Source organism: Marinomonas transparens (assembly GCF_016463975.1).
In the GTDB taxonomy this organism is placed as follows: domain Bacteria; phylum Pseudomonadota; class Gammaproteobacteria; order Pseudomonadales; family Marinomonadaceae; genus Marinomonas; species Marinomonas transparens.
Window position 1 is genome coordinate 91,724 of the sequence record NZ_JAEMNX010000001.1, and the last position, 24,647, is coordinate 116,370.

At 45.9% G+C, this 24,647-nt stretch carries 19 protein-coding genes; 2 read left to right on the forward strand and 17 right to left on the reverse strand.

The features are described from left to right. Positions 1–11 precede the first annotated feature (11 nt). Together I8J31_RS00490 and I8J31_RS00495 are read right to left on the reverse strand one after the other, a co-directional pair. Entirely contained in the window at positions 12–560 is a 549-nt protein-coding gene (locus I8J31_RS00490) for an A24 family peptidase (protein WP_199466228.1), read from the reverse strand. A 14-nt stretch (positions 561–574) separates the two neighbouring features. Then, positions 575–772, reverse strand: a complete 198-nt coding sequence (locus tag I8J31_RS00495) for a Flp family type IVb pilin (protein WP_199466229.1) — start codon at positions 770–772, stop codon at positions 575–577. A 331-nt stretch (positions 773–1,103) separates the two neighbouring features. On the opposite strand from I8J31_RS00495, the gene I8J31_RS00500 reads away from it, so the two are divergent. After that, a complete protein-coding gene (locus tag I8J31_RS00500) occupies positions 1,104–1,769 on the forward strand; it encodes a response regulator transcription factor (RefSeq protein WP_199466230.1) in 666 nt (221 codons plus the stop codon). A gap of 4 nt (positions 1,770–1,773) precedes the next feature. Then, positions 1,774–3,150 carry a sensor histidine kinase gene (locus tag I8J31_RS00505; RefSeq protein WP_199466231.1) on the forward strand — a complete coding sequence of 459 codons (1,377 nt, stop codon included), beginning with the start codon at positions 1,774–1,776 and terminating at the stop codon, positions 3,148–3,150. Here the strand turns inward: I8J31_RS00505 and I8J31_RS00510 are convergent. From I8J31_RS00510 to I8J31_RS00580, 15 genes are all read right to left on the reverse strand, one after another. After that, positions 3,147–5,315 (reverse strand): HlyD family efflux transporter periplasmic adaptor subunit, encoded by a 2,169-nt coding sequence (locus I8J31_RS00510; RefSeq protein WP_199466232.1) that lies wholly within the window; start codon positions 5,313–5,315, stop codon positions 3,147–3,149. The two genes, I8J31_RS00505 and I8J31_RS00510, sit on opposite strands and share 4 nt — an antisense overlap. A gap of 16 nt (positions 5,316–5,331) precedes the next feature. After that, positions 5,332–6,693, reverse strand: a complete 1,362-nt coding sequence (locus I8J31_RS00515; RefSeq protein ID WP_199466233.1) for an efflux RND transporter periplasmic adaptor subunit — start codon at positions 6,691–6,693, stop codon at positions 5,332–5,334. Next, positions 6,690–7,472 carry an efflux RND transporter periplasmic adaptor subunit gene (locus I8J31_RS00520; protein WP_199466234.1) on the reverse strand — a complete coding sequence of 261 codons (783 nt, stop codon included), beginning with the start codon at positions 7,470–7,472 and terminating at the stop codon, positions 6,690–6,692. The genes I8J31_RS00515 and I8J31_RS00520 overlap by 4 nt, the downstream gene beginning before the upstream one ends. After that, on the reverse strand, positions 7,469–9,148 hold the full coding sequence (locus I8J31_RS00525) for a TolC family protein (RefSeq protein WP_325101152.1): 1,680 nt from the start codon (positions 9,146–9,148) through the stop codon (positions 7,469–7,471). The genes I8J31_RS00520 and I8J31_RS00525 overlap by 4 nt, the downstream gene beginning before the upstream one ends. Before the next feature lie 59 nt (positions 9,149–9,207). Beyond that, complete coding sequence (locus tag I8J31_RS00530; protein WP_199466235.1) at positions 9,208–14,790, reverse strand: beta-propeller fold lactonase family protein; 5,583 nt, start codon at positions 14,788–14,790, stop codon at positions 9,208–9,210. 39 nt (positions 14,791–14,829) lie between these two features. Further along, the gene (locus I8J31_RS00535; RefSeq protein ID WP_325101153.1) at positions 14,830–16,458 is read right to left on the reverse strand and encodes a TadE/TadG family type IV pilus assembly protein; all 1,629 of its coding nucleotides are present in this window, start codon (positions 16,456–16,458) and stop codon (positions 14,830–14,832) included. 194 nt (positions 16,459–16,652) lie between these two features. Beyond that, positions 16,653–18,281 carry a methyl-accepting chemotaxis protein gene (locus I8J31_RS00540; protein ID WP_199466236.1) on the reverse strand — a complete coding sequence of 543 codons (1,629 nt, stop codon included), beginning with the start codon at positions 18,279–18,281 and terminating at the stop codon, positions 16,653–16,655. Between the two features lie 159 nt (positions 18,282–18,440). Beyond that, the gene (znuB, locus tag I8J31_RS00545) at positions 18,441–19,232 is read right to left on the reverse strand and encodes a zinc ABC transporter permease subunit ZnuB (RefSeq protein WP_199466237.1); all 792 of its coding nucleotides are present in this window, start codon (positions 19,230–19,232) and stop codon (positions 18,441–18,443) included. 38 nt (positions 19,233–19,270) lie between these two features. Next, a complete protein-coding gene (gene znuC / locus I8J31_RS00550) occupies positions 19,271–20,047 on the reverse strand; it encodes a zinc ABC transporter ATP-binding protein ZnuC (RefSeq protein WP_199466238.1) in 777 nt (258 codons plus the stop codon). Further along, positions 20,044–20,544: a Fur family transcriptional regulator gene (locus tag I8J31_RS00555; RefSeq protein ID WP_199466239.1), complete on the reverse strand. Its 501-nt coding sequence runs from the start codon at positions 20,542–20,544 to the stop codon at positions 20,044–20,046. The genes znuC and I8J31_RS00555 overlap by 4 nt, the downstream gene beginning before the upstream one ends. Further along, positions 20,544–21,527: a nickel/cobalt transporter gene (locus I8J31_RS00560; protein ID WP_199466240.1), complete on the reverse strand. Its 984-nt coding sequence runs from the start codon at positions 21,525–21,527 to the stop codon at positions 20,544–20,546. The genes I8J31_RS00555 and I8J31_RS00560 overlap by 1 nt, the downstream gene beginning before the upstream one ends. Positions 21,528–21,628: 101 nt before the next feature. Continuing rightward, the gene (locus I8J31_RS00565) at positions 21,629–22,240 is read right to left on the reverse strand and encodes a MarC family protein (protein ID WP_199466636.1); all 612 of its coding nucleotides are present in this window, start codon (positions 22,238–22,240) and stop codon (positions 21,629–21,631) included. A gap of 40 nt (positions 22,241–22,280) precedes the next feature. Further along, complete coding sequence (locus I8J31_RS00570; RefSeq protein ID WP_199466241.1) at positions 22,281–22,916, reverse strand: LysE family translocator; 636 nt, start codon at positions 22,914–22,916, stop codon at positions 22,281–22,283. Between the two features lie 53 nt (positions 22,917–22,969). After that, on the reverse strand, positions 22,970–23,539 hold the full coding sequence (locus tag I8J31_RS00575) for a DUF1007 family protein (protein WP_233402520.1): 570 nt from the start codon (positions 23,537–23,539) through the stop codon (positions 22,970–22,972). After that, positions 23,536–24,495: a homoserine kinase gene (locus tag I8J31_RS00580; RefSeq protein WP_199466242.1), complete on the reverse strand. Its 960-nt coding sequence runs from the start codon at positions 24,493–24,495 to the stop codon at positions 23,536–23,538. The genes I8J31_RS00575 and I8J31_RS00580 overlap by 4 nt, the downstream gene beginning before the upstream one ends. Positions 24,496–24,647: the final 152 nt, after the last annotated feature.

The following is a 24,647-nucleotide window of genomic DNA, read 5'->3' on the forward strand; positions in this document are numbered from 1 at the left end:
CAACCGTAGAATTAGTAAGAAAATGGGCTAATCAATGTATAAATAGCCCCTGCAGAAATAGCCAAACCGTATGGCAATCCCTTGACGTTTTCATGGGAAAATACAATCGGCGGAGGAATGTTAAAACGCGGGAATTTTTTCGTCATTTGCATGATCAATTTGGCACCACCAAACTCAAGCAAGGTCACAAATGGCATAAACAAGGCCAACATGCCACCCACCAAAGCGGTCACAATCAAAAAAATAAGCTGATCGTCATAGCCAACCCAAAGACACAAAACCGACATCAACTTAACGTCTCCCGCGCCCATTTGACCCACCAGAAACAAACCAAACCCCACCACCAATACGCATACTGCTCCGAGCAAAGAAAAACCGGCGTCTCGCAATAACGCACTCTGGATGACCGAATCATAAGACCCCATTGACCAAGCAGAGACCAACAAGCTCACACACCAACCAACAATCAAACCTATAATCAACAGGTTATGTATGCGGCGATAAAACAAGTCAGTAAAGATCACCCAAATGGCCATAAAGCAGACAACAGCACTTGCCATAAATACGTCTCGCGTTACTCAGTACCAGGGTTATTGGTATTCGTAATTTGCTCTGCAATCGATGAAAAGCGATCTTTCAGCGCGGTAACAAACACACCATCTGAACCAAAAATCACACCAATAGCCGCGGCCATAGCAGCCGCCAAAATGCCGTATTCAATTGCGGTGACACCACGCTCATCGGATAAAAAGCGCTTTACACTGTTTTTCATAACTCCATCCCCTAAAGTATTTAAGCAAGATCTATTCAACAGACCTTATCAAGGCATCACATTAAGATTGATTCTCATTAACAATTCAACCAGTGAAGCATTAAGAATGCTTAATGAAAGGAAACTGGCTCTTTAGGCACTGATTGTTAGGATGGGGAGATTAGAGTGGGGTAGAGAACAATAAGAATTTATCAATCCAGATATACAAAAATTGAAATAACTATTATTGAAAAACTTAATTGATAATGATTATCAATTGTATATACTGTTCGCGGTCATAGGCTTTAACATCTCACACAATCACTTCTCAACTTATGGAGTAGTAAAAACCATGCGCATCTTAATTGTTGAAGATGATGTCTCAGTTAGTCATTGGATCAACAGCAAGCTGCATGCATCTGGACACAGTTGCAAGCTAGTTGATAATGGAGAAGATGCACTAAAGTTCATTAAAAACGAGGTATTTGATGTCATCTTACTCGACCGGATTTTACCAAAAGTGGATGGTATAGAAGTACTCAATACATTGGGATCAGACCCTCACCCTCCCGTCCTTATCTTATCGGCCAATGACCAAATATCAGACAGAATTGAAGGTCTAAAAGCCGGTGCAGACGATTATCTAGGGAAACCTTTTGATTTTACCGAGTTGCTTTTACGCTTGGAACGCCTGTATTGCCGAACGAAAAAAGTCGCCTCAAGCAACCTTATCAAAATCAAAGACATGATGATCAACCTGGAGCTTCATGAAGTCACACGCTCCGGTGAACGCATTGATCTCACCAATAAAGAATTCAAATTGCTCTATGTTCTCGCGGAGCACCCGGGACAAACGGTCACCAGAAGCATGCTGCTCGAAAAAGCCTGGGGGTATCAGTTTGATCCGCAAACCAATGTTTTAGACGTGCACCTTTCCAAACTCAGAAACAAACTGGATGGAGGCTCTAAAAACCCCATTATTCGCACCATACGCTCAGTGGGCTACGCATTAGGATAACTCTGTGTCTATTCGGTCTTTATTGCACAGCAGTAGCTTTCGGCAATCGGCAACCATTGCATTTATTTGTCTATTAATTTCTTCCGCTGCGATTTTGGTTTGTGACCATATTCTAGAAAGCATCATGAAAAGCCATGTGCGAGGCATGATTTTTGAAAACCTAGAACACCAAAAACATCACGGCCTAGCAAAAGACAGTCATACCCTAGTAAAAAGACTTAAAAACCACCAAGAAGAAGACCAAAGAAAAAACCATTATTCTTTCATTTTCGACGATTATGGCTCTCTTTTGTATGGTGATAACAGCAAGTTATCAGAACAACAACTTCATAACCTCACCCATGACGACGTCAAAAAACCGGCTATCATAACCTTAAAAAATGAACAGATAGAGTTACTTGGCTTACTGGTTCCCCTCGCGGATGGGGGCCTCTATTTTAATGCCTATGACGTGCGTCCTATGATACAACAAACCCGCATTATTCCATTGATGACAGGAGCGGGACTGCTGGCCATCCAGTTGTCTATTTTGCTTATCAGCTTGCCTTTTAGTTTGCACAACCTATCTAGGGTCAACCACATTTTAAAAACCCTAGAAGAGTACGCCAGTGGCAAACATAACGTCAGGGTAAACTACAAGAACAACGGCGATGAATTTGGCCGCTTAAGCAAAGAAACCAATCAGGTCTTAGCTCGCACACAGAAGCTAATGGAAGAAGTTCGTACTATCACCAGCCATGTGGCTCATGAGCTAAGAACACCAATGACACGCCTCCAGCACCGCCTAGTCAATATCTCTGAAAAGGTAGAAGGAAGTGAGTTAGAAGAATTAGACCACGCCATCAAGGAAACCGAGCAGATTCAAGTCTTGTTCCGTTCTATCATGCGGCTTTCTGAAGTCGAAACAGGCCAAGTCAGCCTCACCAAGGACAAAATAAATGCCTACGACATCTTGCATGATGCCTACGAATATTATGCCCCGTTGGCCGAACAACATGACATTCAGATACAGATTAATGCTAGCAAAAAGTACTGCTTTTACGCCGACAAAATATTGATTTTTCAGGCCATTGCCAACCTACTCGACAACGCCATAAAATACGCACCAGAAAGCCAGCTAATCACCCTAAATATAGAGTCTCGGCTAGGTGGAACCTACATCAGCGTTGTGGATCAAGGCAAAGGCATACCGGAAGACAGTAAGGGCCTAGTCACTCAGCGGTTTAAACGTCTCACCACCAAAAGTGACGTCTTTGGCCATGGTTTAGGGCTAACCCTAATCAATGCCATCGTCGCCCTGCACCACGGGGAACTCACTTTGAAAAACACCCACCCAGGGCTCAGCGTCGGTATAAAGCTGCCATCCAACCAGATTAATTAAAACGAAGCTTCTCGTATCAATACCGAGTACACACCCTGCCAGATGCGACTCGCCACACTCTGTGGTTCGGCCTCTACCACCACCTGACCACGCATCACAAAGCTCGGCGAGAGTGAGTCACCACCCTTGATTGGTGTTAAAGAAACACGATACAGAGCTTTTTCAGGGTGGGGAAGCGAATCGCCTGGCACATTATTCGTTGCGATCTTCCCACCATACAAAGAGGCCAGCTCTGGCGCAGAAGACAACCGCTTCACCACAGTTTGCTCTATCCTATCTAGGCGCACAATGACCTCAGGGTAAGACACATTCTCGGGCACAAATCGCGCTAGATTGCCTGTTTTGATACGTGCAACATCCCTCTCTTCAATAAAGGCTTCGACTAGATTGCCCCCTTGACCAACGACCGTTCCTAACCACTCTCCAGCCGACAACCAGCTGCCCACAGCAAACTGCTCAGATAAATCTGCCACTACACCATCAAACGGTGCTACCACAGATAAATCAGCCATACGCTGGGAAGACGCCAGCAAACGCGCCTGTAGCGATACCAGCTCTTCTCGCACCACTCTCAAGCTAGAGGAGGCTTGCTTATCGAACTGATTTACCTTGATTTGCTTTTCTAAAGACACGCGCTGCTGTTCCAGAGATTGAAACTCCCGTTGCAAATCTGGCGAAGCAAAACGAAATAAGCGCTGACCCTGTTTCACCGAGGCCCCTTGCACCACATTCAATTCAACCAACTGAGCGCCCTCGGGAACAAACATCAATGACTGTTGCTCTGCCCGTAAAATCGCCGCCGCCGACACCTCACCACGCCACGGGATAAAAACGAGACACACCAGGACAAGCAACACACTCGCACTCAGCAGAGTATTTTTATTCATCGACATATTCGACCTTCTTGCATACCACTCTTTCACTTCCTTCAACACGGGCAAGAGCACAAACACCAACATCTCTACCGCGAACAACACGATTCCCAGCACTTTAAAGGCAAAGTGATAAACCATTAGGGCAATGCCCACAAATAACAGCAAGCGATACAGCCACGTTCCCACGGAATACAACAACAGCACTTTACGCATGGTGGCCGTAAAAACTTCTGGCGGCGCCTCTCTAAAGCCAAACAACCACTCCCTAAGCTGCCAACGAGTATAGGCAAACGCCCTCTGTTGCAGGTTTGGCATAGCCAAAAAATCTGACAACAGAAAATACCCATCAAAGCGCATAAAAGGACTGAGGTTAATAAGCAAAGAAAGCACCCAGGTGGTCGACAACATAAAGGCCAAACTGCGCCATATGCCATCGGCTAAAAAGCTCCACAGAAAAATGGCCCAAACAGCGACCACCATTTCGACTAATACTCCGGCGGCACCAATCATCATACGCTGATACTTATTTTTTAAACGCCAAGAGCCGGAAGTATCGGTATAGAGCACAGGCCATAACACCAAAAAAGCCACTCCCATGGTCGCCACTCGACCACCAAAAAACTTACAGGAATAAGCATGCCCTAATTCATGCAGTAGCTTGGTCAAAAACAACGCCACCCCCATCATGACGACGCCTTCAAAGGAAAAAAAGTACAAAAAGGTATGACGAAAGGCATCCCACTGATGGCTGACTAATATGCCCCCCATAAGAGCCGCCATGAGTGTCAGACAAAAGAAAACCTTGCTGATGAAAAAGCGTGCAATAGGCAAGGTACGCTGAAGAAAGCGATCTGGGCTACAAACTGGCACCCGTAAAAATAAATAATGCTTTAACAACCAACGAAAAGGGCTGACTTTGCCTCGCAGCTTCTCTTCTGACAAACCCTTGAGCGCTTTCTCGCCCGTGACCTTTAGCAGGTGATGGACGGTCAAAAAACGTGCAAACTGTTGAATCTCTTGTTGCTCTACCTGCAGGGTGGTGAACGACTGAATGTCCTGCTGGATCGCTTCGACGCTGTCCAGATGCCAGCGGGCGAGCATTTCCATCTCTAACCAACCTAAACGGTAAAAACGCCCATTCAGCGGGTCTTCTATCGTCCAAGTGGGCGCACCGGACAATGCCGCTGGCCCTTCGAACAAACGTAGTTCATCCCTGAGCTCACCTAATGAGTCGGCGGTCGATTCTGATTGCTTTGTTGTGATGGCTTGAGTCGCTTGTGAACGCCCCATTACGCGGATGCCCATACTACCAAGTCAACCAAATACGCAATTCAGAAAGCGGCTTACGGAACAGATAATAAAATACATTGGTATCCTCACCGTACAATTTAGCCAGTCCTTTCTTACCTAAGCGAATGCGCCCATCCTGTTGCACAAACTGAGCTTTGAGCCGCAAGGCATATTGGCCATCCTGAGTCGGGGTGGCTTTATAAGCCATGCTCTCTAGCACAGCATCAATGGGATTCGATGGATCACTGTTTAGAAATAACCGTACGCTCGAACCTATTGCCAAATCGATGGCATCCTGCAAGGGCAAAGAAATTTCTAGAGCCGTATCTTTGGGGTCGGCAATCGTCATGATAGCCTCACCTAAGGACAAGGGTTTGCCTAGCCAATCACCTTGGCTATCAAAAATTGCCACGCCATCATGGGGGGCACGCAACACGGTGCGCTCTAACTGCTTTTGTAAATAGACAAGATCTAACTTGGCTTGGGCCTGCTTCCCTTCCAACACCGCCAAGGTGGCTTTGCGACGTTCATCCACAAAAGACTGCTGGCGCGCCATTCTTAACTCAGCCTGACTGATATCATAAGCTTGTCGTGCGCTGGCTAGCCTTTGCTGTAACTCACGGGCATCTAGATGCACTATCTCTTGCTGAGCCACCACCAACTGGTTGGGTTTCACCAAGATTTTATCCACTACCCCATTCATTGGTGCACGCACAATATGCGGCAAAGACGGCACAATATCCGCAGGGGCCACCACAGATTGGCGCACCGGAATCAGCATAATCAAAGCCATCAATACCGCAGCAGCCAACCACCAACGCGCCGTTTTCTTACCTTTAACCGAAAAACGACGCTGTCGAATAAACCCTTGCCAAGCATGACCATAACTCCCCAGTAAGAAGCTCAACAAACGCTTTTCACGAAGACTGACCTCTTCATCCTTGGCTAACAATAGAGCAGCGATTAACTTGCCATCCGAATTCTTGATCGGCAACCAAATCAGATGAGAGGGAAAATATTCGGCATAGCGCTCAGCATCGTCGCTTTCCATGGTTTGTGGGTCAATACGATGAATACGCTCGGCTTTATCAAGCTCGGCAACGCCACGGCACAGGGCATTCACCCAAGTACAAAAAGGGGAGTTAGCATCAATATCCACTAACCCCGAGGCACCGACTAATCGACGGGTATCACTGCGCCATAACAAACTTTGACGGTATTCGAGCAACAATCGCGTGTCATTTAGACAAAGAAATTGCAACTCATCCAATGTATTAACAGCACGGACGTTTTCCTCCAGCTGTAACAGGTCAAGCAAAGCAAGCTCAACAGAGTCATTTCGAGCTGAAGCCACTTGTTGACTAGCCGTTTGGATCATGGCGACGCGCCTACTTGATGGGCAAATAAGGCACTACCACTCATACCGGGTAGCAAGTGGTTTTGCTCTTTAGAGGTAATTTGACCAAACACAGAAAATGACTGACTAAGGGGGTCAATAACAGCCCCAAGACGCGTCACTTTGGCCGGGTATTCTTGTGCCGTTTCGTCCAACTTTACTTTAAAGGCATCACCTACCTTGATGCGGCGCACCCAGTTCGAAGGCACAATAAGCTCAACCACGTAAGCACGATTATCATAAATATCTAATAACGGCTCACCTTCTGAAACAAACTCCCCTTGCTCAACCAGTCGCTCCGATACACGACCAGAAAACGGCGCCTTAATCGCACAACGCTTTACCATGACGTCACCAATCTGACGCTCTGCTTTTGCCATAATCAGGTCCGATTCCGCTTGGCTTACCTCCATCACACTGATGGATTGGAGGTTATCCAAGCGCTGAGCAATGGCTTTTTTTTTCTGCGCTGCGGTTTCCGCCGCCAGCGCATAGTTAAGCTTGGCGCGATAAATTGCACAGTCGAAATTCACCAACAGTTGGCCTTTTTTAAAAGTCTGCCCCTCTCGCCATGCCAAGGTTTTAATGCGCCCTGATAATTGACTGGACAATACCATCTGATCTTTGGCTTTAAGCTGAACACGAATGGACGACGACTCTCCCGACGCCTCATCCACTGTCTCGCTGGCCCTTGCCTGAGCCACCATGATCAAACTACCGACTAGACAAACACACAATCTATGACCTAAAAAGCGCCTCATTGATAGGTATAGTCCTTCATTTGAACTTCCTGTAGAGACCCCAAACTTTGCCAAGCATCTTGCGCGTTAATATTTTTGTTCACTTGATTCACCACAGGCCGCAATAGGTTAGTGTCGACAGGAACATTCAAAGACGCCAATTGAGAGGCAGGCAAAGAAGACAAATCAGCCACTTGCCCTTCATCCAGTAAACGACTCTGCGCGCTGATGGCTTGCGTTAAAGTTTCTACACTATGGTCAGCGACTTGCTCTGGCAATGGATCTAATCCGGCCGCCTGAAAAATAGCACCATAGGCATTTTGCATTTGTGCAAAACTACGGTCACGACTGCGGGTCGCCAACACACTTTCGGTCGTCATGCGCACCCGCTCCACCAAAGACTGAGCATTGTTTTGATAAGCGCCAGAGGTTTGTTTAAGGATGGCGTTCTGCACTCTAAGCAATTCAGAGGTACGTTCGAATTGATTGTTGGCTTGACTATATTGTTGCCAAGCAATATTCACCTGCGTTAGCACCGCCATACGTAAAGCTTGGCGACGTAAATCGGCCACCGATTGCTTCGTTTCTCCTAGACGTTTGATGTCCGAATAGGAGAATACATTTAATAGATTCCAGCTCACCTGAACCCCGGCATCCGCCCAATCGTTATTCGCTAAGTAACTGTTGCTGCTGTAGTGCGAGCCAACAAATAAGGAAGCCCCGGGTAATAGGCGCATCAGCGCAGAGCGCGTGTCCAAGGCCACATTACGGGCGCGGTAGGCTTCCTCATTAATTTCTGGACGATTTACCATGGCCATGGCTTCAAGATCTTCGAGAGAATAATGCAGACTAGTAGGTAATACCTTCTCCTCCACCAGCTGATAACGCGTCGCCGGTGGCAAGTTCATAAGAGCCGCTAAGCGTGCTTTCGATGCCGACAAATCCCCTTCAAGGGTTTCTAAGCGGCTAATCATTTCTAACAAGCTTTTCTGATACTTAAGCGCATCAAGCGGCGCAATCAGGCGCTCCTTTTCGGTTTGCTTTGCTTTTTCTAAGGCATCATAGGCTTCTTGCAAAGTGGCCTTCACCACAGGTTGTAACTGCTGAGCGGTCACCGCGTCCCAATAGGCACTGCGCACTTTTTGAATAATATCGGCCACCACACTACGACGGCGCTCTTCAGCCGCCAGAATATTATTGGCTTGCGCTTTAGAGCCGAAATAACCAATACCGAAGTCTAATATATTCCATGACACACTCAGATCTGCCGTACTGACCGACTTATCCTGACTGGTCGACGACTCCAAGGATTGAGCCCCCGTGGACACAGATTTGCTCGATGAGGCTGATTCACTATCACGGGTTGTCCAACCGGCGTTGGCCGCCACCTTGGGCAACATATCAAAGTGTTGCAGATCCAGCACATTCTCTTCGGCTAGCTTTTCCATTAACGCTAGGCGTTCTTGCAAATTGTATTTCACCGCACGGGCCATCGCCTCTTCTAAACCAATGGCCTTAGAAATAGGTTCTTGATTGCTAAACATGGCCTCACGGTCTGCGGCCACCAGCGCCATTTTCTGATCCAACGTAATGGCCGTTGGCGTTACCGAACAGGCGCTTAAGCTGACCGCCAATAAACCACCGAATAGAGAGCGCTGAAATCTTTTAGTCTTAACTACTGCTTGTCGTTTGTTCACATCAAAACCTTACTATTGGGTTCTAAAAAGTTGCTGAATAGAAATAAATACCTGGCGGCCTAATTAGCCGATAACTCGGCAAGTAACTGACGGCTCTTTTCAGCCACCGCTAATTGGCTTGCCGCTTTCACTTGCTGGGTTAACGCTGCCGCAGCATTTGCACCTTCGACCGCCTTCCCTGCAGAAGTCTCTTGGTTGTCTGTTGCTTCAGAACTGCCTTGCAAAGCCGTCGTATCTGCCTCCCCCTGAACGTCTAATACCAAAGGAACAAGAGATTGATTGCCCTCCTTGTCTGTCACCAAGATTTGCAGCTCTAAAGTTTCTCCGGCTTTTAAGGCCCCTTTACTCACGTTCAACTGCAACGTCTTCGCGTCGAACGTTACCCCTTCCGGTAACGCCGAGCCATCCGCCATGGAAACAGAATCGATCTGCTTTTCTTCAATGGATAAGACACTGTCTACGAGGGAGTATTGAGCATTGTCAGCCGATGCTGAGAAGGTCACAGACGCCTGTACAAAGGGCTCGACAGGTAAAGTACTAAAAGAGGAAGCACTGACTGTTGCATTATCACTAAAACTCGGTGTCGACACTTGACTAACGGACACTTCAACCGCATTAGAAGACACAGGTGTACTTACCAATGGCACAGCAGAACTGATTTGCGAACGAGTAAAGCCGCTCGACTGACTTCCTTGGCTCTCTGCAAAGGTGTCATTCGCTTGCACAGGACTGAAATCGGTAATCGGCCCGGTATTCGCAACCACAGGGATAGGCAGATCCACCACAGGATCTTCAACGACAGGATCTTCAACGACAGGATCTTCAACGACAGGGTCATTAATAACTGGCTCATCAATGACAGGCATGACCACCTCAAGGGATAAGGTAAGTTGCACAGATTTATTAAAAACATCGGATGCTGTGAGCAATAAAGAAAACTCACCAGTACTGCTGGTGACACCCGATAAAGTCAATGTTGTTGGGTCAAAGGCCACGCCACTAGGCAGACCCGATAAAGACCAACTCAACTCATCGCCATCCGCATCAAATACTAAGCTTTCAGGAATAACCAGAGAAAAAGGGACACCTACAGTCGCAGTCGGCAGCGCATAGTTACTTGATAAATCAGACAATACAGGCTCTTCATTATCCACAGCATCAACTGTAACGGTGAAAACCTCACTATCATCCGTACCATCATTAGCCACCATGGAAAAACTCAATACCGTATCTTCTGCAAGGCTAGCATTTTCAAAGGTAAGGCTACGAATCAAGCTGTTGACTTGAAACTGGGTAAGAGCGCTTGTAATAGTAATAACCAAATCACCATTACTCTGCGTCAAGCTCCCCACCTCGTTTCCCAAATACAACAAGCGCTCACCATCAATAGAAAAATCGCCTCCTGCAAGCAAACCAAAGTGATCTTCGGTATCACCATCGGCACGATTAATGGTCAGACTAAAACCACTGTAGCTATCCAGACGATTAAGCTCGACATCAAATACATCTGCAGTAGGGAAAACCAACACAGGCTCGTCACCTATAGCATATTTCGGCTCTTCTACCGTTTCGACCTGATAAATAGTAAGGTCTGAGCCTTGTACAAATACGCTGCCATCTTCGAGTACAGAAAGCTCACCATCATTTCCCAAAGGTGCCTGCTGAACAGTATCTATGAGAATCAGTCCACCATCTTCGCCCACTAAATAACGTACCAATGAAGCATCAGATGCCAGCACATAAAGCTGATTGTTTTCCTCATTAAGAGCAACATCAGTAACATTATCGACAGCAAGCTCTTGCACACTAACAAATGTCAATTGCTTATTATCAGCGTCGTAAGAGAAGGTCTGTAAACCTTCATTACTCATCAGATAAATAATGCTTCCGTCTTCTGTTGCAACAATGTGATTGATTGAACTCATGGAGACAGTACTACCCAAGGTATCGGTAGAGCCATTGCGTATATACGCTACCCAATCCAACCCCGAATCAGTTCGCTCCAACACAATTAACGTATTGTCAGTAAAAGTAGCCGTTACAAACACATAGTCGTCTGTCACTGTGATACTGCTAGGGTTAAACAAGAAAGGCTCGTTCCATGCATCATTGCTCATTTCTTCAACAAAGGTTAACTCTCCTGTAGCACTATCGCGGCTCATTACAGCTAAACCCTCAGCGTTAAAGAAATAAAGGTTTTTACCGTCTTCTGAGACAACAAGTTCTTTTATCTCACTAAAAGAGAACTCCGCTTCATCTCCATTAGTGAGAGTTTGAGTTAAGACAAGTTCGTGCGTCTCAGTCACACTCAATACGGTTAAAATACTGCCTTTATTATTAGAAGAAAGTACATAAAGTGATTGACCATCCGATGAAACGACCACTTCACTCACCGTCGTAGGAAGCCCTTCAAATACTTCAGGAGCGACATCTTTAAACGCATCATGTGTTGCTTGATAGACCCATTCTCCAGTATCAGTATCTCGTAAATAAACAGCGATATTACCTGCACTATCAGAGACATAAAGAGTACTACCATCACTCGTTACGGTAGACGATGTTATGTCACCTAATCCATCTATTTCACTCAACGAGTCAATGAGGTCAATATCACCTACTGAAAGTAAAGGGTCCTCCGCAATCGTTGGCGCATCGTTTACCTGCACAACATTTACTTGCATCACCAGCTCACCGGACAAACCGGCTTGATCTGTTAAAGTGGCTGTTATATCAACCTTAGCGTCAGGGGAATCACTCTCATTAAGGTATTGAACTTGGCTTAATGCATTTTGCACATCCGACGTAGTCGGAATTGATCCATTGTCTTCTGTAAACGTAATGGTCAACGTACCGTCTTTGTTTAGGAAGCTCCCGATCACTACACCATCTTTAAGTAAATCATTACCTACTACGGAAAGACCATTTTCTTCTGTAAATTCCAAAACATGATCGGATGAATCACTGTCCACAGAGACCACCAAAGTCGCCCCATGATAGTTACCTAGCCCTCCGTTATAGGAGTCCATTTGAGTATCGGAAATCGTCGTACCCGTAAATACAGGAACAGCAGCAGTGTTCTCTGTATAAGAGACAGAATCAACACTACTAGCCATGCTAGGGGCTTCGTTTTCTTGTTCTGCTGCAGCCAAGGTAATAACTGCATTCCCCTCACTGAAGGTGGTCGATATTTCGCCTGTGTCGCCAGAAACAACTCTCTCATTAATGGTGAGCGTCACATTTTTCTGACCGCCCACATCACTACCATTATATTTGTAGGTTATGCTATCTATGGTACTGGCCACTTCTTCAGCAGTGGTAGTGGCTGGAAGGTAAATAAGAACCTCTGTCTCACCACTGTCTAAAAGTGTTAAACGATATTGAAATCCATTAATATTTTTAAAGCCCATTGAATCGAAACTAATTTTTGCCGAACCGACCTTCAACACATCGTCACTGGTTGCATTATCAAACGTGAGCACAATTTGGTTGACGGGCTGATCAGCCTCTATCGTATCGATGGAAGTATTCTGAAATAGAGGGGTATAGTCATCACCTAAGTGATAGGTAGGCGTTAACGCTGTTGTCTCTAGCGTAGCTGGGTTATTTACGCCGACTAAATCAACCGTGACATTCGTCTTACTTTGATTTCCATCACCGTCATCTAGAGTAATAACAAAAACGGGAGAACTATCATTCGCAGCAGGATCGTTGCTGGTATTAAAGTAGGTAATTTGGCGCAACACATCTTGCGCGACTTGCTGAGAAACAGAAGAAGTAAAGGTTACAGTAAGCTCATTATTGACGAGTGCAAAGGTGGCAATTTCGCTGTTATCCAAGACAATCTTGTCACCTGAAAGCGTCAATCCATTAGTCTCTAAAAAACCAAAAGAATCTTCTGGTGAAGCGCCAGATTCCCGAGCAATGTGGTAGCTAGCACCATTGTAGTTGTCTAACGCATCCAACTCAGAATCACTGACAAGACCGGTGGGAAGCAAAGCAACTTCAAGGGGCGTAGTCACATTAAGGGTACTTTCATTTCCAATACCATCGTCAAGCGTCACCACAAATTCAACAGAACGACTTCCAACGACGGGATCATTACTGGTACTGCTATAGGTAATTTGGCGTAAGACATCGGTCACTACTTGCTGAGAGACAGACGATGTAAAGGTCACCGTCAGTTGATTGTCGACCACCGAAAAGGTCGCAATCTTCTCGTAATTAAACTCAATATCACCGGTTCGTGTTAGCTCGAAACCATTTGCTTCGATAAAATCAAAAGAGTCTTCTGGTAAAACCCCAGACTGACGGGCAAAGGTATAACTGGCGCCATTATAGTCCTCTAAAGTACCTAGCTCAGCATCACTCACTAACCCCTTAGGAAGCACAACAGAAGCATCACCGCCTTCGGTATAACTTACTGAAGGCGCGGCAAACTCAAAGGTACGAACCGCATCAGCTCCCACCACGATCAACTTAGAGCCATCAGCACTTAGCGACGCCGTTTTAATTCCTGAAAAGCTTGTTAAATCATTATTATTGCCATAAATAGTACTCACCTTACTCAGAGTCGATCCACTCTGTGAAAAAACATCAATGTTATTACCAAGCACCAAGACTCCAGTCCCATCCTCTGTCGTAATGATATCTCGTGCATCAGCAGACACTTCATAGCTATCTTTCAAGACAAGATCTGTGCCATCAAAGACCATGGTCAGTAAACTGGCGCCATTGTCTTCATTCAAAGCAAAGATCGTTTCACCATCGCTAGACACAGCAATGGATTGAATATAATAAGCGTTTGCCGTGCCTTCTACGGAACTGATATAAGTCAGCGCACCATCTTCTTCAATGGAAAATAGCGTTAAAACACTGTCATCCCCACTGCCACCAACAAACATGGTGCTGCCATCTTCGCTCACTAATAAACGTCGCGCTCCAGTTAGACCCTCAACACCATCGGTCTCGTTACTGTAACTATGCTCCAAACTTAAAGTGCCATCACCTTGAGTCGACAAAACAAACACACTATCTGCTCCAGCAATATACAAATAGCCATTGGATGCCGTCACGTCTTCCACAAACGTCGTCGTATTATCAATACCAAATTCACTAAGATCGGTATTGCCTAGCAAGGTCAATTCGCCGGTTGTCGTATCCCGACTGAAGACCACCATGCTATTGTCCGTCTCACCATAAACGTACAGAAAATTTTGATCCTCTGATAAACGAACAATTGAAGCACCTGCTAACCCATCGATATCAAGGGTAGAATCGAATTCGGCCGTATCCCAATTAAATTCACCACTAAGATTATATTCAGCACCAATAGCCGTTAACGTGCCATTTTCTTCTACGCTATAAACACTAACAGAGGAAGAGTACTCCTCAAGATCCCATGAATCGTCATTACCAGCACGAACCGAATACGCAAATTTACCATCTGCACTAAAAACCAGATCATTAGCGCCTTTTAACAAATCAATGCCGCCATCTACCCCAACATCCGTGCTCGACTGATCAACATATTCAATTGAGGTAGATTCCGTTGTGATCGCTGTCTCAACGGCCGCCGCATCAAACATCAAACGAGGCTCAAGCATCAAGCTAAGCGAAGACGATGATTTCCTTTTTAAAAACATATAAAACCCCTGCTCGACTGAGCCTAATCAAGACTCTCGTTAGTTGATTAAGCGAACGTAATAGTTACTGCGAATCTTGCCAGCAACCGTTTTTAAATATTTTTTGAACTGACTGCGCCCCTCAGAAAAACTAGGCGAGCTAATCGCATACAAGGCACCACCATTTCCGGTACAAGTCTGAAGACTTGGAACCGCCTCAGTCCCAAACCTACCATCTAAGAGATCTGAAATTTCGTTACCGACCGGTCCTTCTACTTCTCCGGAAGGGAAAGCGATAAGCATGAAAAACTTAATATCCTTACTGCGAAAATCTCGACATAAATCTCGGAAACGTCTTTGAGCAACACCATAAAGACCAATTGCACCACTACCGTTAGAACCCAAACTGCCGCGGTTGTAGCCATTTGTATCTCCTGAGTAATCATCAGCATCAAACAGCACAACAATCGCTTTTACACTTTCGTTAAAATCTAATGGCAATTTACTGTCCCCCCACCCTGCGGCACCACGCATATTCGGAGCCAAGCTAGAACCCGCCCACCCCATGGCAATGGCAAGGTTGTTATAGGTTGCATCTACTGGCTGCATTTGAGCAAAACGCGCGTCAAGCTTATCAACGTCACTGGTAAGGGGCAGTAAAGGAGCAATTGGACACGCCTTCTGCGGCCAAATTTCACGAGCACCTACGGCAGGGTCAGGCCAAACAACAGGATTAGGACCATCCCAAGAAATTACCGGCCTAACAAACGGCTGGTTGCCAGCACTACCAGCACTGTAATACACGCCAAATTGACTCGTCGGAGGCTCATCCCAGAAAGCATTTTCTCCTACTCCCAAGCCACGAAACATACAAAGGCGATGAGTAATAACATCAGGCGCCCTTGGGTCGGCTAGACTTCTTAACTTACCTGTCCTAAAAAGACTACGCAGCGCTGGAGGATTTAACGCACCCTCCTTAGACCAACGATGAATACGATCCGGGTCATCTGGATCGAATACATTGACCGATGACATAAAAGGAATAAGTGAAAACCATACATTTCCACCCTCCACATCCAGTTCACCCATAAAATCTTTACTTAATTCGTGCAGAGCCGATAAGTTGGCTGACGATGCAGACCCCGCAGAGTTGGGTATCACTAAAGCCACTTCGGTATCCTGAGTGACCACTTCCGTCGTAGAGGAAATCACCTGACCGACTTCTTCAGCACCGAGCAAAGCGGACTGGGCATTTAATGTCACGCTCACCGAATAGGTTACGCCATTATCAGACTTACCCCGTGAGACCCTGATCTGGCTTTGTGCTATTTGACCGAGCAATTCAGCATCCATTCCCAGATTGTTTTTCACATAGCCATAGGCCACGGTTTGCAAGTCAGACAACTTGCCCTCATTGCCACTGCGTAGCTCAATATTGCCTATCGCCATGGCGGCGGCATCCGTCGCCCGTTTCACTTGCGCAGAACTGTTGATCATTCGAGAGGTATCAACGGCAAAAGAAATGGCAATCAGAGCGCCAACTAAAGCCAGAACAGCAAAGGGTGCCACGGCACCGGATTGGTCTTTAAGAAAGGAAGGATGAGTAGCATTAGCTTGCGTCTTGCATAGCCTAGCAAGAGCCCGCTTACATGCCGATAGCACCTTAACGAATAGAACCGTTTTAATCACTTCAACCCTCACCCATCCACCGACGTATCACTTTAATGTCGAGAGACTAATGAAGATGATAACTATTCGCAACAAAATGACGTATTGGCTTTATTAATAATCATTAATGTTTGTCGTATAGAACAAAAAAAACCACCTCATTTCTGAAGTGGTTTTTAATACTGCCTTGTCTTTATGCTATAGGAGGCCCAACACTAACTTGGTAAAGTAAAGGTTGACGTTGCTTCATGGGTTTGTTCCGCCGCGCCAGACAGAGCATCAGTAAGTTTACTTAAGCGATTTGACGTTGTCTCATTATTCGCCGTCACTTCCACAATACGAGTAACGTGCTCAGCAATGTCATTGGCTTCGCCGGCCTGTTGCTGAGCCAATTGAGACAGGCCATCTAAGCTTTCGAGCGACTTAGCTGAGTCCGCTTCTAACTGGCTCAAAGGTGCAACGACATCTTCAATCTGCGCCACGCCATGACGCATTTTCTCTTGGCCTTCGACCATCTCATTGGATATTTGCAGAGATAAGCTACCAATTTTAGTAATAACTGTATCAATAGATGAGGTTACATCCGCCGTATTCGTCGCTAGGTTGCGAACTTCATCCGCCACCACGGCAAACCCTCGACCGCTTTCTCCAGCACGAGCCGCTTCAATCGACGCATTGAGTGCCAATAAATTGGTTTGCTCTGCAATATCTCGAATACTATTAACAAAGTTGGTCACTGTGCTCGCACTTTCATTCAACTCAGCTACAGAGTGTGACGTATCTTCGATATAAGCCGCGACCGCCGTAATATCTGTCGCGGCCGAAGTAATCACGGCCTTACCGTGCTTCGCTAAGTCATGGGCCGCTTCTGCTTGGTTGCGTGACACACTGACATGCTCCGCCATCACACGGGCTGCATTAGATAATTCACCAACCGAACCTTGAATATCATTTGCCATGGCCGCTTGAGTATTCGAACCTTCATGCACATCATCAACATTGATACGGATATCATTCACTGCACTCACTACAGTTTTCGCACTACTATCAATTTTTTCAATCACTCCAGCCAAGCTAGAACGCATGCGTTTAACACTGTCCAACAACTGACCAATTTCACCTTTCTGCACTAAAGTAATCGACTGAGAAAGATCACCTCGAGCAAATTTATCCAACAAGGCAACAACATAGCCTAAAGGAATCACAATACTGCGAGTGATGAAAGTAGACATAATAATGCCAATCAAAATAGCCAAAACACCAACACCGACAATCAACCAAATTGCCAATTCAGATTCTGACAATACTTCTTGCTGACGTGACTGCATCATTTCCCGTTCTTGCACGGCTAAGACATTTGTTTGTGTCAAAAAGGTTTGCAGTTCATCACGAGTGGTGCCCGCCATCAGCATTTTTGCATCAGCAAGCTCGCCAAATTCTAACGCCTCAACCGTGGCTTGCAGCGCCGCCTGATAAACCTGACGCTGAGTCTTTAATGCCGCAACGGATGCCTTACCTTGCGTTGTTTGAACTAACCCACCCATTTTTTCTAAGCTATCGTCTAGGTTCTTATTACGCTGATCAATCTCTTTATAAATCTCAACCCTAGCGTCTCGTTCTTCCAGTACAAATAGCAATAACAAACGACTCGCTAAACTTTCAGCGTTGACGTTTAACTCACCCGTTAACTCAACCAACGCCGCGTTTTCATCTACTATGCCGCGAATGTTCTTTGACAAAAGCTGGAAACGAGAAACTGATAAAAGTATCACCAGCACCAGCATAGTAAGCAACACAACATAGCTGGTTCTGAGACGACCTCGAATACTAGTAAAACCTGGCATAAACAACCTCTTTTTGAACATTCCATTGATGACAAATCTATAACATCTAAGCTAAACACATTTGACGGAGTATTATCCAATCTTATTACAGACACAGACATAAATTAAAGACACTAAAAAAGCCACATCAAAAGTGGCTTTTTTTAGATCCAAAAAAAATTAACGTCGTCGCTTAAATGGTACCGTATAGGCAATTAAGAACAGCATAGCAGCGCATACCACCACACTCGGTCCAGTTGGCGTATCCCAGCGATAAGAGGCCCACAGACCACCACACACAGCAAGACAGCCTATAACACTCGCCATCGACGCCATTTGCACCGGTGTGTTAGACAATTTACGCGCCGTAGCGGCAGGAATAATCATCAGAGAAGTAATCAGCAGAACGCCTACTATTTTCATCGCAACGGCAATCACTAAGGCAACCAACAACATAAGCAACAAACGGATCGCCTCAACCGGATAGCCTTCTACTTTTGCCAATTCTTCATTCACTGTCATCGCCAATAGCGGCTTCCAAAACACCACTAGCAAGGTAATCACAGCAATCCCACCACTGTAAATCCAATATAAATCCGTTTGATTGATCGCTAATAAATCACCAAATAAGTACGCCATTAAATCGATGCGAATATTGTCGAGAAAACTCACCGCCACCAACCCCAAAGACAAGGCAGAATGGGCCAGAATCCCCAACAAGGTGTCCGTGGCAATGATATGCTTCTTCTGCAAGGTAACTAACACCAACGCCAACCCCACACACAATACTATGATGGCAAGGTTAAGGTTAATATCGAGCAAAAAACCCAACGCTACTCCTAACAAGGCGGAATGCGCCAGCGTATCACCGAAATACGCCATCCGGCGCCAAACCACAAAAGCCCCTAATGGCCCTGCGACTGCGGCCACACCCAATCCACCTAACAAGGCTCTGAGTAAAAGATCTAACATAGTATAACTTGCTCCAAAATCCGCTAGCGAAGACGCGCTTAATGATGATTACAATGGCTATGAGAACCGTCGTCATTAGATAAAACATCACCATGATCGTCATGGACATGGTCATGTTGGTGGGCATATATGGCAATGGATTCATCCGCACCGGGCACGCCAAATAAAGCTTGATAGGCCGGATGACCAGTAACGTGTTGCGGTGTGCCAGAACAACACACATGTTGATTAATACACACCACGGTATCGGTTTTCGCCATCACCAAATGCAAATCATGGGAAACCATCAAGACACCGCAATTCAGCTCGTCGCGTATCCCCTCAATCAAGTTATAAAGCTCAACTTGACCATTCACATCGACGCCTTGTACAGGTTCATCCAGCACGAGCAAATTAGGATGGTTCAACAAGGCCCTCGCCAGCAATACGCGCTGCGTCTCACCACCGGACAAAACATGCACTTGGGACTCAATCAAATAGGCAATACCCAGCTTTTCTAAGGTGGGACGAATCTCGCTCTTATCCACCCCACGTACTAGGGCCAAAAAATGCTTCACGGTTAAAGGCAAGGTAGGGTCAATATGTAGCTTCTGTGGCATATAACCGATGCGCAACTTTTTATGACGAACCACTTGACCGCGAGTTGCCACCTGTAAGCCTAACAAGGTGCGAATTAAGGTGCTCTTACCGCTGCCATTGGGCCCAATAAGGGTAACGATCTCGCCCTCATTAATGACCATATCAATACTGTCAAGCAAGACACGATCATCAAAAGAAATACCGACTTTTTCAAAAGCGACTAATCGCGTACTCATGCATTCGCTCCCGTGCTCGCCATTTTGCATTTGGCACAAAGACCCGTTAACTCAATCGTTTCAGCACGTAACTCAAAACCATGTCGCGCCGCCTTTTCTAGTAATGAGGTATGCACATCTTGGTAATCAAACTCCATCACGTTATGACAAGAATCACAGATCAAAAAATAGCCCTTATGTGGTTTATCCGCATGGGCGCAACCTAAATAGGCATTCATGGATTCCACCTTATGCACCAGTCCCGCCGCCAGCAGAAAATCCAAAGCCCGATAAACCGTTGGTGGAGCAGAATTAAACCCCTCCTCAGCTAACTTGGCTAACAGTTGGTAAGCTCCTAAAGGGCGATGGCTTTGCCAAATCAACTCCAGCGCTCGTCGCCGTACTTTTGTTAGTCGTTGCCCCTGTTCAAGACACAGGGTTTCTGCGGTTGCCAATGCCGTCTCAATACAATCGTTATGATTATGGCTGCTATGTGTATGCGACTCTTGATGATCCATTAAAAGGCCCGTCCTGCATTATCTATGTAACTCCAAACCATGGAGACACTAATAAAAATCAAGACAAACGCCGCGAAAAAGCCAAAGCCACGGGACAACGTACGCCGCCATTTATCTTGCCCACTACTCAATACAAAACCCGTATCACGTATAAAAACACTCACCCCGGCCAATGCCGACACAGTGATTGCGGTACCCAATGCCATAGCAAAAGTCGCCGCCAAGCCCCACTGAAAAATACCAGCACTCAAAGAAAACAACAGAACCAAAACAGCACCAGTACAGGGACGAACCCCTACCGCGAGCACCATTGCCCATAAGCCTCGGCGCGCCGTTTTTTTCTCAGCTAATATGGCTTCAGGGCTCAATACCGCTTGCTCTTCTTCACAATGACTACAGGCCACACCATGGCCATGGCTATGGCTATGGCTATGGTCGTGGTCGTGGTCGTGGTCGTGGTCGTGGTCGTGGGAATGGTCGTGCCCACAACTCGATTTGCCACGGGACAGACGGGTCAGCATCCAAACACCTATCATGCCCACCGCCGCAAAGCTCGCCACTTCAAAAAAACGGCTAATCTGCATCGCCTTGCCAGCGAGAGAAAACACCTGGCTCAGCACCACAATCACCAGCACTGCCATCAAGGCCTGAACCCCAGCACACAAAAAAGCTAAGCTGATCCCACGACGAAGTGGTGCTTTACTGGCTAACATATAAGCGGAAATCACCGCTTTACCATGGCCGGGGCCGGCGGCATGAAACACACCATAGAAAAAACTGGTAGTAATCAATCCCCATAACAAAATAGGGCTACCGCTTTTACTAATAGAACGAACTAGGGTCACCAGTTCACGATGAAAATTTGCCTGCTGGGAAATCACCCATTGAATGAAATCTTGGTATGCTGCTATGTCCATCGCGGCATACAGTGGCGAATGAAAAAACAGAAAAGAGAAAAGAATAAAAGCGGCGTTCTTCGCCATAATGGCTCTCACTTAAGTTTAGAATGCAATATTGTTATGATATAACACTCATACCCTAAGGAGAAGCCACAGTCCCGATACACCACATTTAATACGAAAGATTAACTGCTGATAGGCTGTAAAAAGCCCATCACACCGCCCATAAAAATTTGCGATGCCATAGCCGCCAATACCAAACCGGTAATTTTTGACAACACATTCAAACCCGTTCGACCGAGCATTTTTTCAATTAAAGACCCTGAATACAAAATAACAGCCAAAGAGAGCAAAGCCAGTAACAGCCCCAAAATGCCCATCACCAGTTCCCAACCATGTAATTCTGCACCATACACCAGAATCGTCCCTATGGTGGCAGGACCAATAATAGTCGGCACAGCCAAAGGCACCACGGACACATCATCACGCTCTTCACTCGGCATACCAACGGCATGATTACGTGTACCGTCTTTCACCAGACTCAAAGCCGATAAAAACAACAAAATACCCGAACCGATACGAAACGAATCCAAGGTAATACCCAGTACTGAAAACAAAGCACCACCAAAAAACAACAACACCAAGGAAATCGCTAACGAAGCAATAATGGCCTTATTCGCTACCTGCTTACGGGAAGCAGAACTTTCTCCACGGGTTAGCGCCAAGAACATAGACAACACAAAAAAAGGAGCGAATAGGAAAAAGAACTTAATCCAAGTGGAGATCAATAAACTTATCATGAACGTGACTCAATAGATGACACAAAATCATACGGGATTACCTTTGACTCAATGCCAGTTTTACACCAAAGCCGACCAGCAATACGCCAGTTAGGCTATCCAACACTTGCGCTACTTTTGGTCGCGCAAGCCATATCCGAGCTTTATGGACCATAACAGCCAGAAACGTTTGCCACACCATCGCTAGGGTAAAGTGAAGGGTGGCCATAAAGAGAGATTGAGCCAACGCCGAATGGCTCGGATCAATAAACTGCGGCAAAAACGCCATATAAAAAATAATCGGCTTAGGGTTCAATACATTCGACAACAGCCCCTGCCGAAAACTGCCCATTGACGTCATCGTGATTGGCGACTTGGCGTCAGTAAAAGTCAGCTCTTTTGACCTTATCCCACTACGTAACGCCTGCACACCAAGATACACCAAATAGGCTGCACCAACTAACTTAAAAGCAGTAAACAAGCCGGCAGAGCCCAATAGAATCACCGACAGCCCTAAGGCAGAAACAGTCGCATGAGCAAACAAGCCCATGCAAATGCCCAAGCTAGTCAAAAAACCTAAACGCCAGCCACCTGCCGCTGCATTGCGCATCACAAGAATGGTATCCACACCGGGGCTCATGGTCAGTACCGTAATCGCAGCCAAAAAAGGGAACCATTGAAAATGCTCTAACATAGGACGCCCTAATTCAGAAAAAAACGAACAAACCCAACGAATGCGGACTCATTTTAAGCTTTACAGCTCAGATCCACCCACTCTTCCACCGACACCTCTTCTGCCTCACGGCTCACTGGCGTACAAGCTTCAGACCAGCGTCCAGAGAGTCTCATTAAACCTTCTTCTAACGGCACCATGGCAAAATACAGCTCATCATCGCCAAAAGCGAAACTTAACCTAGACGTCGTCAAATCAATGGCCGATGGTAATTCAATACCTAAGCGAATCCAGATCATTTGATCTCGAATACGCACATCCAAAACATCCACAGCTTTAGGCGTAATATCCGTACCATCTTGCTTCATTTTGATAAAATAACCATAGTTTTCAAAGCTTTTTAACACCTCGACCATCTCGACTTTTTCTTGGCCTGTAAATTCACCATCGGAATCAAGGTCGTATTCCGCAATCAAGCTGGTTGAAGTAAAAAGATCCAATCCCCAGGTCGCTTCCATACGCTCTATACTTGGTTCATCCACCTTGACACGATATTGAGAATCGACCCAAACATGGGGATGAGCCAACACATTGCTTGCCCATAAGAGGCTTAAACACAAGAACACTAAGTGACGCATAATCATGACACCTCCAAGGTTGGCGTATATCGAACTCGAGCTTCTAAAATGCGCTGAAACTCAAGTGGATCATGTTGTTGTGCTAAACGTTCAGGGTCATGCTTAGCACCATGCCAAGCTTCTAAACGTGACAGCCAAAAACGCAAAGCGGCAATGCGTAACATATAAGGCCAAGCTACGACTTCTTCAGCGCTTGGTTCACGTTCGTAAAGATAGGCTTTTAACAACGCACGATACTTAGCCATGTCCAGCTCTCCCGTTGTCATATCAGAACACCAATCATTCACCACAATAGCCAAATCATACATCACCCAAGAATGACAAGCGTTATAAAAATCGATAATCGCAGACAGGCTTTCACCATCAAATAAAGTATTGTTATAAAACAAATCCCCATGAATGGTGGTTTTCGGTAAATCCGCATGGTCGGCCATGAAATCATCAAATTCAGCGATCTGTGATAACAGCAAATTCGCCTGCTCTGGCTCTAACTCAGATTGAATAGACTGACTCGTCGCATGCCACCACGCCACGCCACGATGGCTTTCTCTGTGCTGTGGAAAATCCTCGCCAGCAATATGCAGCTTAGCCAAGGCCGCGCCCATTTCCTTACAGGTGGCTTCATTGGTCGTTTTCAATTCACTACCAGAAAAACAATCCACCATGATAGCTGGACGTTCATTCACCATACGCAAACGCTCGCCATGAATATCGATCAAGGCAGCAGGCACGTTAAAACCTTTGTGCTTAAGGTGGGCAACCACATCCAAAAAGTAAGGGACTTCGTCAAATTCAAACTCTTCAAACAAAGTAAGAACGTATTTACCCGTGGTGGTATTAACAAAATAATTGGTATTTTCAACACCGCCAGAAATACCTTGGTAAGAAACCAGTTCACCTAAATAATAATCGGCCACTAAAGCGCGCATGTCGGAGTCAGAAAGGGAAGTGTAAACAGCCAAGTTTCTACCTATTGATGTCAAAAAAAGAGGGTGTGTATCAAGAAACGCCTATGCTCCACAATAAGCGACAAAAGGTCAATTCGTTCCGTGTAAATCCGCCGCGATTCTTCCTCTCCCCTGCCCAACAGAGCTATTTCTTCACGAAGAAACAA

Excerpts from the sequence above, each read along its gene's own strand:
- I8J31_RS00555 (WP_199466239.1), bottom strand. The coding sequence starts at position 20,544 with ATGGATCATCAAGAGTCGCATACACATAGCAGCCATAATCATAACGAT.
- I8J31_RS00490 (WP_199466228.1), bottom strand. The coding sequence starts at position 560 with ATGGCAAGTGCTGTTGTCTGCTTTATGGCCATTTGGGTGATCTTTACT.
- znuB (WP_199466237.1), bottom strand. The coding sequence starts at position 19,232 with ATGTTAGATCTTTTACTCAGAGCCTTGTTAGGTGGATTGGGTGTGGCC.
- I8J31_RS00530 (WP_199466235.1), bottom strand. The coding sequence starts at position 14,790 with ATGTTTTTAAAAAGGAAATCATCGTCTTCGCTTAGCTTGATGCTTGAG.
- I8J31_RS00515 (WP_199466233.1), bottom strand. The coding sequence starts at position 6,693 with ATGATCCAAACGGCTAGTCAACAAGTGGCTTCAGCTCGAAATGACTCT.
- znuC (WP_199466238.1), bottom strand. The coding sequence starts at position 20,047 with ATGAGTACGCGATTAGTCGCTTTTGAAAAAGTCGGTATTTCTTTTGAT.
- I8J31_RS00510 (WP_199466232.1), bottom strand. The coding sequence starts at position 5,315 with ATGGGGCGTTCACAAGCGACTCAAGCCATCACAACAAAGCAATCAGAA.
- I8J31_RS00570 (WP_199466241.1), bottom strand. The coding sequence starts at position 22,916 with ATGTTAGAGCATTTTCAATGGTTCCCTTTTTTGGCTGCGATTACGGTA.
- I8J31_RS00520 (WP_199466234.1), bottom strand. The coding sequence starts at position 7,472 with ATGAGGCGCTTTTTAGGTCATAGATTGTGTGTTTGTCTAGTCGGTAGT.
- I8J31_RS00495 (WP_199466229.1), bottom strand. The coding sequence starts at position 772 with ATGAAAAACAGTGTAAAGCGCTTTTTATCCGATGAGCGTGGTGTCACC.
- I8J31_RS00560 (WP_199466240.1), bottom strand. The coding sequence starts at position 21,527 with ATGGCGAAGAACGCCGCTTTTATTCTTTTCTCTTTTCTGTTTTTTCAT.
- I8J31_RS00540 (WP_199466236.1), bottom strand. The coding sequence starts at position 18,281 with ATGCCAGGTTTTACTAGTATTCGAGGTCGTCTCAGAACCAGCTATGTT.
- I8J31_RS00575 (WP_233402520.1), bottom strand. The coding sequence starts at position 23,539 with ATGATTATGCGTCACTTAGTGTTCTTGTGTTTAAGCCTCTTATGGGCA.
- I8J31_RS00500 (WP_199466230.1), top strand. The coding sequence starts at position 1,104 with ATGCGCATCTTAATTGTTGAAGATGATGTCTCAGTTAGTCATTGGATC.